Annotated in this window: 16 protein-coding genes, 1 CRISPR repeat array and 1 riboswitch; of the genes, 6 read left to right on the plus strand and 10 right to left on the minus strand. The window is 36.7% G+C overall.

Annotated elements, in window-relative coordinates; genetic code table 11:
• Positions 1–9 precede the first annotated feature (9 nt).
• Positions 10–915, minus strand: coding sequence for a CRISPR system precrRNA processing endoribonuclease RAMP protein Cas6 (gene cas6 / locus TY13_RS06225; RefSeq protein WP_042473187.1), 906 nt, complete (start codon positions 913–915; stop codon positions 10–12).
• A gap of 261 nt (positions 916–1,176) precedes the next feature.
• Positions 1,177–1,856: direct repeats of the CRISPR family, unit length 33 nt; unit sequence ATTTCAATCCATTCACTCTATAAAGAGTGAAAC.
• Positions 1,857–2,157: 301 nt separating this feature from the next.
• Positions 2,158–2,553 (minus strand): NUDIX hydrolase, encoded by a 396-nt coding sequence (locus tag TY13_RS06230; RefSeq protein WP_326583269.1) that lies wholly within the window; start codon positions 2,551–2,553, stop codon positions 2,158–2,160.
• A 290-nt stretch (positions 2,554–2,843) separates the two neighbouring features.
• On the opposite strand from TY13_RS06230, the gene crcB (TY13_RS06235) reads away from it, so the two are divergent.
• Entirely contained in the window at positions 2,844–3,224 is a 381-nt protein-coding gene (gene crcB / locus TY13_RS06235) for a fluoride efflux transporter CrcB (protein ID WP_042473194.1), read from the plus strand.
• Entirely contained in the window at positions 3,221–3,568 is a 348-nt protein-coding gene (crcB, locus tag TY13_RS06240; RefSeq protein WP_042473197.1) for a fluoride efflux transporter CrcB, read from the plus strand. Before crcB (TY13_RS06235) ends, crcB (TY13_RS06240) begins: the two co-directional genes overlap by 4 nt.
• Before the next feature lie 63 nt (positions 3,569–3,631).
• On the opposite strand, the gene TY13_RS06245 is transcribed toward crcB (TY13_RS06240), so the two are convergent.
• The 6 genes from TY13_RS06245 to thiM form a co-directional block, all read right to left on the minus strand.
• Entirely contained in the window at positions 3,632–4,045 is a 414-nt protein-coding gene (locus TY13_RS06245; protein ID WP_042473200.1) for a hypothetical protein, read from the minus strand.
• 27 nt (positions 4,046–4,072) lie between these two features.
• On the minus strand, positions 4,073–4,507 hold the full coding sequence (gene aac(6') / locus TY13_RS06250) for an aminoglycoside 6'-N-acetyltransferase (RefSeq protein ID WP_042474177.1): 435 nt from the start codon (positions 4,505–4,507) through the stop codon (positions 4,073–4,075).
• Positions 4,507–5,109 carry a hypothetical protein gene (locus tag TY13_RS06255; RefSeq protein ID WP_042473203.1) on the minus strand — a complete coding sequence of 201 codons (603 nt, stop codon included), beginning with the start codon at positions 5,107–5,109 and terminating at the stop codon, positions 4,507–4,509. The genes aac(6') and TY13_RS06255 overlap by 1 nt, the downstream gene beginning before the upstream one ends.
• Positions 5,110–5,283: 174 nt before the next feature.
• Complete coding sequence (gene thiE, locus TY13_RS06260; protein ID WP_074432936.1) at positions 5,284–5,904, minus strand: thiamine phosphate synthase; 621 nt, start codon at positions 5,902–5,904, stop codon at positions 5,284–5,286.
• The gene (thiD, locus tag TY13_RS06265; RefSeq protein WP_195891669.1) at positions 5,901–6,716 is read right to left on the minus strand and encodes a bifunctional hydroxymethylpyrimidine kinase/phosphomethylpyrimidine kinase; all 816 of its coding nucleotides are present in this window, start codon (positions 6,714–6,716) and stop codon (positions 5,901–5,903) included. Before thiD ends, thiE begins: the two co-directional genes overlap by 4 nt.
• A 5-nt stretch (positions 6,717–6,721) precedes the next feature.
• Complete coding sequence (gene thiM, locus TY13_RS06270; RefSeq protein ID WP_042473205.1) at positions 6,722–7,468, minus strand: hydroxyethylthiazole kinase; 747 nt, start codon at positions 7,466–7,468, stop codon at positions 6,722–6,724.
• An 87-nt stretch (positions 7,469–7,555) separates the two neighbouring features.
• Positions 7,556–7,656: riboswitch (TPP riboswitch) on the minus strand.
• Between the two features lie 115 nt (positions 7,657–7,771).
• Between thiM and TY13_RS06275 the strand changes: the two genes are divergently transcribed.
• The 3 genes from TY13_RS06275 to TY13_RS06285 all read left to right on the plus strand — a co-directional run bounded on the left by TY13_RS06275 (position 7,772) and on the right by TY13_RS06285 (position 9,721).
• Positions 7,772–8,344, plus strand: coding sequence for a YdcF family protein (locus tag TY13_RS06275; RefSeq protein WP_042473207.1), 573 nt, complete (start codon positions 7,772–7,774; stop codon positions 8,342–8,344).
• A gap of 115 nt (positions 8,345–8,459) precedes the next feature.
• Complete coding sequence (locus tag TY13_RS06280) at positions 8,460–9,335, plus strand: helix-turn-helix transcriptional regulator (RefSeq protein WP_042473209.1); 876 nt, start codon at positions 8,460–8,462, stop codon at positions 9,333–9,335.
• 101 nt (positions 9,336–9,436) lie between these two features.
• Positions 9,437–9,721, plus strand: coding sequence for a hypothetical protein (locus TY13_RS06285; protein WP_042473212.1), 285 nt, complete (start codon positions 9,437–9,439; stop codon positions 9,719–9,721).
• A gap of 324 nt (positions 9,722–10,045) precedes the next feature.
• On the opposite strand, the gene TY13_RS06290 is transcribed toward TY13_RS06285, so the two are convergent.
• Positions 10,046–10,579 (minus strand): NADPH-dependent FMN reductase, encoded by a 534-nt coding sequence (locus TY13_RS06290; RefSeq protein ID WP_042473214.1) that lies wholly within the window; start codon positions 10,577–10,579, stop codon positions 10,046–10,048.
• Positions 10,580–10,939: 360 nt separating this feature from the next.
• Between TY13_RS06290 and TY13_RS06295 the strand changes: the two genes are divergently transcribed.
• Positions 10,940–11,338, plus strand: coding sequence for a DUF4830 domain-containing protein (locus tag TY13_RS06295; protein ID WP_042473216.1), 399 nt, complete (start codon positions 10,940–10,942; stop codon positions 11,336–11,338).
• Positions 11,339–11,461: 123 nt separating this feature from the next.
• Here the strand turns inward: TY13_RS06295 and TY13_RS06300 are convergent, their stop codons facing one another.
• Positions 11,462–12,559, minus strand: a complete 1,098-nt coding sequence (locus tag TY13_RS06300) for a C39 family peptidase (RefSeq protein ID WP_042473219.1) — start codon at positions 12,557–12,559, stop codon at positions 11,462–11,464.
• Positions 12,560–12,817: the final 258 nt, after the last annotated feature.

Consider the following 12,817-nt stretch of genomic DNA (forward strand, 5'->3'; position numbering starts at 1 on the left):
CCACCTCATTTAATTGTAATCAATCGTATATCGTCCGAAGCCATGTGTCGGGTTTCTACCAATATGTAATAATTGCCCGGCCTGTAATAACGGAGTAAATGGGGTAATATCCCCTTCATAACAAGCCCAGCCTGTAATCGTTTCCAATAATAATTCATTATTTTTTTGATTCATTGAGTATCTCTTAAATTCATCAACCTGCCACTTCGCTTTACTTGTTTTGACACCTCTTGCCTCTGTTAGCATAGCCTCGTTATCCCATTCTAGTTGATGCCCTGCATAAGCATGCGACAATAGGCTAATGCGCCTTGTCACAGCTCGAATAATATCCTCGAAAGAAGGCTCTGTAATTAATCGCTTGCTCTTTTGTAAACGTAACGGCACTGCAAATTGCATAAAAGCATGAGATGCTTGCTGTTCAGTACAATGCAACGGATGCCTTATAGCATTTTGTAACCATTTTTTATTGTCGTACCACACTAATTTATGATTTGTTGCATCGGAAATTTTAAGTAATTTAAAGGGGATTCGCTCAGCTCCCCAGCCAAACTGTTCCATTCTTCTAATCATCTCAACTATTAATTCCATCCGTTTATTCGCGTCGCCAAATAATGTAATTTCAAATTCGCAAATATCACCTATCTGCCAATTCGTTTTACCTGTTGTCAATACATGTAGCACAAATGGATTAATTGAGCCTGCCGGATTTTGAGGTGAAACAAAATGCTTAGCATAGGCACAGTCTTCTGCAAGTAGGCAAGTAAAGCATTTTACGTTTGGTGTGGGACATACCATTTTACGTAAACTATGACCCAATATTCCTCGTACAGTAGAGCCAAGATAAGGCGGTAACTTCCCACTATTTTGTGCTTCAAATGTTACACGCAACGTTGTCCAACTCATAAATGAAAACATCTACACACATCCTATATATTGTTCAAATAGTATAAAATACCTTATTAACTATATGATACATTTATAACATACTTCCTAGTAAATGAAAATATATTCCATACAAAAATTATTCTTATAAAAATAAAAAAACCGCATAATACAGGCACGTAGACCTGAAAATTATGCGGTATCTTTGTATTTTATTAGTGGTTTTGCAGCTCTAAAGTTTCTCTATGCAGAGTGAAACACTTAGGAAAAGGTCGCACACTTAAAGATATGACAATTTCAATCCATTCACTCTATAAAGAGTGAAACATTGTTGGTCATGCAACGCTTGTGAGGATTGTTTATTTCAATCCATTCACTCTATAAAGAGTGAAACTCCTGTTTCGATGTTAATTCCCGAACCTATAGGGAATTTCAATCCATTCACTCTATAAAGAGTGAAACTGTGAAAAACAAGATAAAAATAACATTCCCTCTTTGCAGAGAGACAATAACCAAATAATTATTGAGCAACGCAAGCAAAAAGTTCAATCCATTCACCCTACAAAGAGTGAAACGATAGAGGTATGGAGCACTTTATTAAATATCAAATTTCAATCCATTCACTCTACAAAGAGTGAAACGATGAGGCAGCTCCTGATATTTTCTATGACCCATTTCAATCCATTCACTCTACAAAGAGTGAAACACAGCTATCCTCTTTTTATTCAACACATAAGATGTATTTCAATCCATTCACTCTACAAAGAGTGAAACGCTGCAGCATCTTTTAGCCGTTCCATGACTTGCTATTTCAATCCATTCACTCTACAAAGAGTGAAACCGGAGAACAATCCAATGCATTAAGTATGACATCAATTTCAATCCATTCACTCTACAAAGAGTGAAACCGATATTATTAATCAAAGTATCAGCTGTTTGTTATTTCAATCCATTCACCCTACAAAGAGTGAAACTGTGAAAAACAAGATAAAAATAACATTTGTCATTGATTTTCACCAAAAGATAAATCTTTAAGATTATATTAGCCTAAATCGCCTTCCATTTAAATAGAAAACTACACCTATTATCGGTGCGAATCCCCCTAGTAAATCATGTTCGCTTCACATTCGCACCTCAATCCCATAGCTTAACTATAGCAAATAGAGAGTTACTATAAAATTTATTTATTCGTTTTAAAGAGATGGAACATCACATTTTCACATTGCCCTTGTGATGTTCACTGACGCTGCCATACTCGTTGCCTCTAAAGGCTTTTCACACAGTACTAACAATTAATTCCACTACCTCTGCTGGTCTTACATCCAATGATTTTAGTTCAGCTTTTGCTAGCCAAATTGGTTCAAATGTTCCTGTATATAATTCTGGATTGCTGTATTCTGGGCCGGTGCCTGTACCGACTTTGCCGCCAATTATTTTTGCACGGTAGTAGATTTGTTCGCCGTTGAATGGAAGCTTGCATAGTAATTCTGTTAGTTCAACTTGGACGCCTACTTCCTCCATTGCTTCTCGAACGGCTGCTTGTTCAACTGTTTCGCCTGGCTCTACCTGCCCTCCTGGAAAAACGAAATAGGTTTGTTCATTTTTCACACGTTTAATTAATAAAAAATGGTCATTTTCTTCTATCACCACTGCACTGCGAATTCCCATCATTGCGCCCCCTTTAGGTAAAGCTATTTTGCTTAAAGTAAGAAACGACTAGCATAATCATCATGATAAGAAAAAAATAGAGCATAAATAAAAAATTAATTTTACTACTGTAGACCAAACATAATACTGGGAAATAAATAGCTACAAATAACAAACACTTTTTGAAATGCCCTATTGTTGCAAATTTAGCTTGCAGGCAAATCATTGTTACTGAAAATACCATGACAAAATAAAACATTAGCCCACCCCATTTATTCGTATGATAAAATATAGTTTTAGAAGGACGTGATTTTATGCATTATTTGCTTATTGGTCTTGCGGGAGCCTTAGGAGCTTCTTTACGCTATGCTATCGGGATTCTTTTCACTGAATATTTTAATAGCAGCTTGCTAAGCGCTACATTGTATATCAATTTAATTGGCTCCTTATTACTTGGCTGGCTGACAAGCTATTTACCTCGCTTCCCTAATGTCAGCACGAATGTTTCAACAGCTATAACAACAGGATTTCTAGGTGCGTTTACAACTTTTTCAGCATTTAGTGTGGATAATATTACCTTATTAATGGATGGACAAGTTTGGGTAGCCTTTAGCTATATCATTCTTAGTTTAGTTGGCGGCTTTATTTGTGCGCTTATTGGTTTACGTCTTGGTGCAAAGGAGGGCGGATTATGATTTTTGTCGCAATCGGTGGCTTTTTTGGTGCCATCAGCCGTTTTGCCATTAGCAATTGGATAAAGCAGCATTTTCGTACATACTTTCCACTAGCTACATTTTGCATTAATTTAATCGGTTCCTTTTTATTAGGCATCTGTGTCGGCCTTGGACCTATCTCATCCTTACAGCTTCTTGCTGGTACTGGCTTTTTAGGTGCATTTACGACCTTTTCGACTTTTTCAGTAGAAAGTGTCAAGCTCTACGAAAGTCGGGGTTTGCTTGCGGCAGCTACTTATATGTGCCTTAGCTGCGTACTTGGGATATTGCTTGCATTTATAGGCTGGTGGTTAATGAGCGTCTAAAATTTTATAGACGCTCTTATTTTTTCGCCCTACCTGAATTCGAAAAATCCACTTCATAGCTCTTTACTGAATCAGCAGTAAAACAAGCAAGGGTATAATAATAAATGCACTAGTGAATAGTTTAGAGTTTTTTGCCATCGTTTGCCCTGCTAAAAAAATACCTGCTATTAAAGCACCTGTCACACCTACGATAATTGTATAAACGGAAATGCCAAAAGGTAAGAAAAAGAGCGCTCCTGCTAAAATATAACCTGCATTTTTATAACGTGTAAATGCTGCCCACTTTTCTGTAATACCATCAATAATACTTGTTATCCCAATGCCATAGCCGAAAGTAACTGCCCACAGCGTCCATGTATGTGCTACTTCGCTAAATTCAGATAAATTAAAGCTCTTTATCACAAGTAAATAGCAAAAAATAATGGTTATCGCAAAGCCTGCCGCCGCTAGTTTTTCTGTAATATATCTCCATACCATAGCGCTTTTCCTACTCTCTATCGGGTACTAAATTTTTTTAGTAAAACAAATAATGCGATTTGCTTCGATAAAGCCTAGTTGCAAATGCATTTTAAGGCTTTCTTCATTATTTAGCTCACAATCGCTTGCAAATTCTACACATCCTTGCTTGTGAGCCCATTCTTCACATGCCGCAATTAAGTTTTTGGCAACACCTTGCAGGCGCGCTTCTTCCTCTACATATACCCCTTCTAAATAACCAACAGGACTTGTTTCTGTCCCTTCTACATAGTCGTAGCGTAATTGACATTGTGCAAAGCCAATTGCGCGCTCCGCATCATATGCTAGCACAACCAATGCATCGTCCTTTTGCAAAAGCTCCTCTATTTCAATTTTCAGACTACTCACTTCGTTGTCTGGCCAGAGCTTTTGTGCGAGCAATGCAACTTGCTGTGCTTCTTCAAATATTGCCTGTTTTACAATCATTTTTTATTTTCCTCGATTTTTATTTTTAATAGTAAAACATTTGTGTCGTCTTCAAGCATTTGCTGAATTTCTTCTTCGTTTGTTAAATCATATCCTGATCGCAATGTATTATCCATCGTTTGTCGAAATGCGGCTAATACATATGGCGTGCCAAGCTCCAATGTTTGCTTCTTATCAAAGGCATAATGCCATGCGCTTAATCCTTCATTTAGCTTAAAGCTTGCTGCAATTTGTGGCTGTGATTTTACACCTGGTCCATAAAGAAATAGAGACGCCATTTCTCCATTTATTAAGCCCAAGCCTAGACGACCTTTTTCTTCATCAGTTGGACTATTTCCATATGTTAAGCTGGCTTCGAACTGCTCATCCTTTTTACCATCGCTATATTTTTCAACCCATAGATGAACTGATCGATGATTTGCTTCAGGTAAATAAAAATCAAAATCCCAAAGCTGCCCTAAATTCAGCTCCGAAAATGTACGTGTATAATCCGAATCGGTTTTTGGTTCAATTGTAATACCTCCTGCTTCAGATGAACAGCCTACACTTAATAATAATAGACCAGCCATTATCACTACAAGAATTATATTTTTCTTCATAGTTCCACGCCTTCCCACCATCAATATTTCCATTTTAATATAAATAGAGGAAAAAAAGAACACTAATTTTGATAAGGCTGTTAATATTAAAGCCCTCCTTTTAGCCGAAAAGGAGGGCTAGCCAAAAGCACTGGCTTCTCTAGTTTTTTGATTCTCAATAACAATAGCTTTATTTTACTGCTTAAAGTCCTTGATCGTTTGCGCTATATTTGCACTTTGGCAAATAGCTGAAATAACCGCTACACCATCTGCACCTGCTGCTAGCACTTGCGCCGTACGCTCTGGTGTGATGCCGCCAATAGCAACGATTGGAAACTCAGGGTATGTAGCTCTTGCCTCAGCTAAAAATGTAACGCCAGCTGGCTCTTTTGCGTCCGCTTTTGAAGCGGTTGCAAAAATCGGACCTATGCCAACATAATCAGCCTCACCCGCTACAGCTAATTGCATTTCTGCTGCATTATGAACAGATACACCGATTATTTTATTTGCTAGCTGCTGACGAATTTTCCCTAGCTCTATATCGTCCTGACCAACATGTACACCGTCTGCATCAATAGCTAATGCAAGCTCGATATTATCATTGACAATAAAAGGAACATTATATGTGCGACAAAGTGCCTGACAGCGCTTAGCAAACTCTAATAATGCTTCGCCTTCTAGTGCTCCTTCTCCCTTTTCACGCAATTGAAAAATGGTTACACCTGCCTGCAATGCTTCCTCTAAAATAACGAGTGGATCGCGCTGACAGTTTACTGTACCCATGATGAAATAAACAGCTAACTCCTCGCGTTTCAATGCAATTTCACCTGACCTTTCATTTGCGCTTTACGATAGGCAAAATGATTCGTCGGTCCATGTCCATTGCCAATATTTAATGGATGTGAAATGGCTGCTTGAATAAAATGCTTCGCCTCAATAATCGCCTCGCGTAAAGCATAGCCTTTTCCTAAAAACGCTGTTAATGCTGCTGAAAATGTGCAGCCTGTACCATGCGTATGCTTCGTGTCGATGCGCTCACTGCTCATTGCAAAGAAGGTACCATCAGCAAAAAAGACCATATCCACTGCTTCCTCGCCTTCTAAATGACCACCTTTCATCACAACACATTGCACACCAAGCTCTAAAATTTGCTTTGCAGCGGTTTCAATATCTGCAACTGTTTCAATACGAATGCCTGTTATTTCTTCAGCCTCTGGAATGTTTGGCGTAAGAACAGTTGCAATTGGTAGTAGCTTCGTTTTTAATGCATAAATTGCCTCTTGCTTTAGCAAGCTTGCGCCACCTTTTGCAATCATAACCGGGTCCACAACGAGCTGTACGCTGTGCTTTTGTAACTCTGCTGTAACCGCTTCAATAATTTCTGCGGAAAACAGCATCCCCGTTTTCACAGCCGTTACTTGTAAATCTTCAAAAACCGCATTCATCTGTGCGACGATAAATTCAGGTGAAGCTGCTAAAATATCTGCTACTCCAAGCGTATTTTGCGCTGTTAACGCAGTAATTGCAGATGTGCCGTAAACACCTAGCTCCTGAAATGTTTTTAAATCTGCCTGTATGCCTGCTCCACCACTACTATCAGAGCCTGCAATTGTCATTACAATATTCACTGTCATCAGCCTTTCGAATATTTTTCTAAGCCATTTACTATTTCCACTTGGAATGAACCAATATAAGTAGAATTGCGCTCCGCGTCCTCTGCAATTTTCTTATACGTTTGTAAAAGTGATGCCAAATTAGCAACTGGCTCTCCTTCCACTGCCAATGCAGCAGTACAAAGTGCGCTTAATAAACAGCCTGAGCCTGTAACATGTGTCATGCGCTCATGACCACCCGATACTTTTTTCACAACTGTCCCATCTGTTACGATATCAGTTGCTCCTGTTACAATTACAATTGTACCATATTTTTCTGCGACTTCTCGCGCTACAGAAATCGTATCAATATTTCCTTGCCCGCTATCAACACCTTTTGATTGCCACGCTACACCAGCGATGGCAGCGAGCTCTCCTTCATTGCAGCGAATTAATTTGAACTGCACTTGCTGCAATAAATCTTGAATAACTTGCCTCCTATAACTAGTTGCCCCAACTCCTACAGGGTCTAATACAACAGGAACGCCATGCTTATTTGCCGCTTTTCCTGCCACTAGCATTGCAGGTACTTTCGATTGATTTAATGTGCCAATATTTATAAGTAAGCCATTCGCTATGGATGTCATTTCTTCAACTTCGCTCACTTCATCTGCCATTACTGGCGAAGCGCCAATGGCTAAAAGTCCATTCGCTGTAAAATTTGCCACTACATAGTTCGTAATGCAATGAATAAGCGGGTGCTTCTGCCGAATTTTATTTATAGTCATCGTTTATAACCTCTTTTCCAAATATAACTCTAATAGTCGACAAAAAAGCTCCCTAAAAATAGAGAGCTTCAAATACAAGGAAAAATTGTTACCGTGTACTTTGCTCCCTACGCCAGTGTTAACTGAACAGGTTCTAAGGGTCAGGTTTTAACCTTCTCAACGCGAAAAGCGTCCCCCTGCAAATTATTGTCACTAATCATCCTAACACTATTTGTGCATCTTTCCAATAGATAATCTATTTTTTGTGCTAGACTTGAATCCTTTTATCTTCTCCAGTCGTTACATTGTATATGAGGTGATAACATGAAAAAGTGGATTGCAATTACAGCAGCTATCATTGTCATTTGCGGAGCAGGCTACTATTTTTTAGGCAATGAAATTGATAAAGGTGCTTCTCCAACAGCAAACGGCACAAACGATTATGTCATTATTCTTGGTGCAAAAGTGCGTCATACAGGCGAACCTTCCCTTTCATTGCGAAACAGACTGGAAGTGGCGGCCGATTATTTGCAGAAATACCCGCATGTACAAGTCATTGTTTCGGGTGGTCAAGGAAAGGATGAGCCCGCAACAGAGGCATCTGTTATGGCAGAATATTTAAGTAACAAAGGCATCGCAGTAGAGCGCATCTTGCTTGAGGAAGCTTCTACTTCTACATATGAAAATCTGCTTTTTTCAAAGGAGCTACTGCCTGAAAATGTTTCAAAAATCACGATTGTTTCCAACGACTATCATTTACAGCGCGCAAAATTTTTAGCGGAAACTGTTGGCTTAGAGGCGGATGTACTTGCAGCCAAGACACCGAAATCAGTCGAGGCAAAATCGAGGTTGCGAGAACGACTTGCTTTATTAAAAACATACGTAGTAGGAAAGTAAGGATTAAATTAAGATAATTTACGAAATATCCCTCCTTAGCAAAACATCGCAAAAAAAATCAAAACTTATTCCTAAGCGTTCTTTATGATTGTACATGTAAGGAAGGTGAATACCGTTGAAATATGAATGGGTTATTCAAAAAACAATAACTTGGGTCGAATCGCATTTACATGAACAAATATCTGCAAATGACATTGATGAAGTTACAGGATTTTCAAAGTATCATTTTCACAGAATTTTTCAATCCTCTGTTGGAATGTCTGTCTCAGAGTATATCCGAATGAGACGACTTACAAATGCGGCTAGTACACTTCTCAATACCGATGAAAGAATTATTGATTTAGCATTCTATTATCAATTTGAGTCACAGGAATCCTTTACTCGAGCATTTAAAAAGTTGTATGGTTTACCACCAGGACAATACAGAAAAGTAATGGGCATGATGAAAAAAAGCAAGGAGGAAGCAATAATGGAAGAGAAAATTAAAGGCTGGTTCATGAGTGGAAGCCATCCGTATAATTATGAAATAGGAATTGATCAAACGAATGTGCATCAAGGAAAGGCATCGGGCTATTTAAAGTCAAAAACTGTTCAGGATAAAGATGAATTTGCAACAATGATGCAACAATTCAAGGCTAACTCATTTAAAGGTCAACGAGTTAAACTTTCAGGCTTTATAAAAACAAATAATGTAAAACAATTTTCGGGATTATGGATGCGAGTTGATAGTGCCACCGAGGATATTTTACAATTTGATAATATGAGTGACAGACCCATACTTGGCACAAATAATTGGAATAAATATTCTATCGTACTTGATGTTCCGGAAAACAGTGCAACTATATCGTTCGGTATTTTATTAACAGGAAAAGGAGAAGTTTGGTTGGATGGACTTAGCTTTGAAATAGTAGATAAAGACACCCCTTCAACCAATATTAGTTTTGAAAACCACCTTTTAGAGGAACCAACGAATCTATCATTTGAAGAATAAAAAGAGAGAAATTCTATTATATTTATTTTATACACATAAAGATAGATTTATTAGTGATTTCTCTAGCAATAGTACCCGTTATTAAACCGAGGAGAAATGTTATGAAATTTGTCGATTTATTAGACCCTTTTGTAATGCAGTTGATTATTGTTCCAGTTATAGTAATTGGAATCGGACTATTAGTATCTTTTTTCACTAAAAAAGTGCTAGTCGCACCTTTAATCACGTTGCTTTTGAATCTTTTATACGAAACTTGGTATATGAAAAGCTATTATCCTGAGCTCGAAATGAGTTACACATCTTGGAATATCATTTTCCCTGTTATCTCATTAGTGATTTCTTTAGCAATAGTACCTGTTTTAAAGCATGAAGGTAAATATCATTAGGTTAAAAAGAGCTGATAGATAAGACCATCAGCTCTTTAAACAAGAAGCTCTTCAACTAATCAATCGCTATCACAATTTCTAACGCAGTCATCGGCTCTTTCACTTTATCCAATGTGAAAACTAGATTTTTCCTTTATTAAACCTACCAACAAACACCATCTTTTCATCCCATCATTCTCCCTATGCAAAATTACCTTGGCTACCTCATTAACTTTAAATGTTTTTTATCTCACAACTTTAAAATAGTAGGTAAAACCAAGACATCTCAATTGGGGGGAAACAACAAACAGCGGAGGATAAATATCCCCCGCTGTTTTCACTTAATTATTGTACCCAATGGATAAAATTATCCATTACTTTATCTAAAAATTGAATCGTGCCTTCATCTGTTAAGTTGCCAGCTTCGTCAAATTTCGTATGTGCTGCGCCGACATACACTTCGTTACCTTGTAGCACTGGTGATCCTAAGCCTGGCGCAAATAAAATATCACGTAAATGCATTTGTGCTTTTACCGTTCCTAAAACGCCCATCGATGCACCCATGATGAATGATGGTTTGCCAACCATTACTCGATCAACTCGTGATAGCCAATCAATTGCATTACTTAAAACACCTGGAATTGATGAATTATATTCTGGCGTCACCCAAAGTACTGCATCCGCAGCCTTTACCTTCGCCTTAAAATCAACAACTGCTTGTGTTGGATTGTGCTCTTCATCTTGGTTATACATTGGAATATCATGTAATGTTAAAATATCCACTGTTACTTTTTCTGCATAACGCTTTTGAATAAATTTTGCTAGCATCATGTTGTATGATGCCTCACGTAAACTACCTACGATTGCTACAATGTTCATAATAATTGCCTCCATATCAATTGCTTCAATAATGATAATAATGTATCCGAAAATAGCACATTTCAAACAAATTATTATTACCAATTAGCTTACTTGACGATATCGACATATGACAATTTTTTTGCTCACAGCTCACCTAAGCCATCACATCACGTTTTGTAAATGACCAGTAGCTAATTAATGAGGTACATTGATTGCTTATTACGATTAAATAGTCGTGTCATTTCACTGCTTGAAGCTGCAATATTGAAGTCCCTTAGATTTATAAGTTGACATTTGTTTACATTCTTTCATTTTGTTATAATGGATATAGTTAACAGGTTCTTTAATAAAAAGGGAGGGATACTTATAAAGAAATTAATGATTATTTTAAGTTTTACATTTTTCCTAGTTGCCTGTACTAATGAAAATATTGACAAAGAACATCTTGCCTATATAGAAAATTTAGGATGGACAATTAAATCATTTAATGCAAGTGAACAAATTGTGGTGGAGCCAGCACCAGAAACTATCGAAAACTATAAATCCTCTAATATAACATTTATTGAAAATTATATAGGGAAAGAACTAAATATAACTACGTATGAGTTAAAAGAGAAAAACCCTGAGGGAGATAATCTCCGCCTAATTATATATGAATATGAAGGAGAAATAGTTGGTTCTATCGGGGAAGTACCGAATTATACGCCAGGTATATTCAATCCATCAGATAAAAAAAGCCTAGAAGATATCTTTGATAGAGAGAAAACTTCAAGGTAAACAAATTAATTTACTAATGAAGCATCTGGGAATAAATATCATATCAGAACCTTTGTGCAATTAGAAAAAGTGCTAGAAACTAATGTTTCAGGCACTTTTTTGAGTTGTATAGCCTAAGTCTTTTTAATTGGACACTTCCCAAATATCTGTAACAGGTTCACTCGACCATTTTAGCCAAACTTGCGTTCCCGTTAAAGCCCAATTATCATGTACAATAAATTGTTGATACCAAGATGATGTCGATGTATCATAATAAGTTTCATAACCAACAAGCGTTACCATATGTCCTCCACTAACGCCAGGGTCAATAGTTTTATAATTATCCAATCGTAAAAGAGATGGATGACCTGCATTAATAATATTTCCAACATCCGTAAAAGTAGGTGAAGTATCACGAGATACACTAAAACCTGTATAACCTTTTTCATTAAAATAAGATTTCATTCCAGATGTCACATTTGAACTATTCACTCCGGACGAATTGTTATGGCTCATCAAAACACCCAATCTATCTGCTACATTAAGCCAATTATTTGATGAACTTAAATTAGGGTAGCCGTTTGCATCCCAATACATTATTATGGTAGCACCAGCAGTCGGCACACAGTCATTATTCATTGAAGGATTATTAGACTGTTGATAATCGGGAACATTATTAATATATTTGTATGCATAATTTATGATAGTCGCAGGAGAAACCTCAAACTCATCTGTAGATAGCTCTGCATCATAGGCTTCTAAATTATTAAATAGGGTCTGTTTATCAAACTCTTGGTTTAATATTAAATCTTGTAATTTTCCATTTCCAACGTCCTCAGCATAAGACAATGGACCAAAATAAGATACATTATGATTGACATTTTTTAATGGTTCTTCTTTCCCTAAGCCGAATTCAATAACTTCATAGTTGTTACTGCCATCTAAAACAGCATATCCAAGCGTTTCTTTATTGCTATCAACCACTGAAACATAATACTTGGTTTCTTTTGCTGTTTTGTCTTTCAGTTTCAATATTTTTCCGATTTCATAACCTTGAAGTTCTGAAAATCCATTAGTTATTTTAATATCTAAATAGTTTTGAAGACTGTTTGAAACTGATTTTTTCCAACTTTCGTTTGTCGTTTCAACCAAATCTGTACTTGCACTTGCTTCAAAAGGAATTACAGCATTAGAAACTAACATTGACGATAATACGATTGCACTAAAAATTTTCTTGTTCATCTTATATGTACCCCCCTTAGTTTTATTTATGGAAATTGCACAATTTCTTAATTCATATTCTAGTATATATATTAAAAAAAATCTGGACTTTTCGTTCTGCAAAATTAGTGATAAATCGACTTTTATCAAAAATATATAAAACAAGTTTATTTTTTACTATACTTCCTAAATTCGATAAAATATTAGTGATTATCACATAAAATATGTATTTTAAACATAAAAATATAGCGAAAAAAGGATTTATACATTTATAAATTT

The sequence above is a fragment of the Bacillus ndiopicus genome (genome assembly GCF_000612805.1).
GTDB classification, from domain to species: Bacteria; Bacillota; Bacilli; order Bacillales_A; family Planococcaceae; genus Metasolibacillus; species Metasolibacillus ndiopicus.

What these genes read in the sequence shown, in the direction of transcription:
- crcB (WP_042473197.1), top strand. Translation starts at nt 3,221, where the DNA reads ATGATTTTTGTCGCAATCGGTGGCTTTTTTGGTGCCATCAGCCGTTTT.
- TY13_RS06300 (WP_042473219.1), bottom strand. Translation starts at nt 12,559, where the DNA reads ATGAACAAGAAAATTTTTAGTGCAATCGTATTATCGTCAATGTTAGTT.
- TY13_RS06290 (WP_042473214.1), bottom strand. Translation starts at nt 10,579, where the DNA reads ATGAACATTGTAGCAATCGTAGGTAGTTTACGTGAGGCATCATACAAC.
- TY13_RS06285 (WP_042473212.1), top strand. Translation starts at nt 9,437, where the DNA reads ATGAAATTTGTCGATTTATTAGACCCTTTTGTAATGCAGTTGATTATT.
- TY13_RS06275 (WP_042473207.1), top strand. Translation starts at nt 7,772, where the DNA reads ATGAAAAAGTGGATTGCAATTACAGCAGCTATCATTGTCATTTGCGGA.
- TY13_RS06255 (WP_042473203.1), bottom strand. Translation starts at nt 5,109, where the DNA reads ATGAAGAAAAATATAATTCTTGTAGTGATAATGGCTGGTCTATTATTA.
- thiM (WP_042473205.1), bottom strand. Translation starts at nt 7,468, where the DNA reads ATGACTATAAATAAAATTCGGCAGAAGCACCCGCTTATTCATTGCATT.
- cas6 (WP_042473187.1), bottom strand. Translation starts at nt 915, where the DNA reads ATGTTTTCATTTATGAGTTGGACAACGTTGCGTGTAACATTTGAAGCA.
- TY13_RS06230 (WP_326583269.1), bottom strand. Translation starts at nt 2,553, where the DNA reads ATGATGGGAATTCGCAGTGCAGTGGTGATAGAAGAAAATGACCATTTT.
- crcB (WP_042473194.1), top strand. Translation starts at nt 2,844, where the DNA reads ATGCATTATTTGCTTATTGGTCTTGCGGGAGCCTTAGGAGCTTCTTTA.
- TY13_RS06295 (WP_042473216.1), top strand. Translation starts at nt 10,940, where the DNA reads ATGATTATTTTAAGTTTTACATTTTTCCTAGTTGCCTGTACTAATGAA.
- TY13_RS06245 (WP_042473200.1), bottom strand. Translation starts at nt 4,045, where the DNA reads ATGGTATGGAGATATATTACAGAAAAACTAGCGGCGGCAGGCTTTGCG.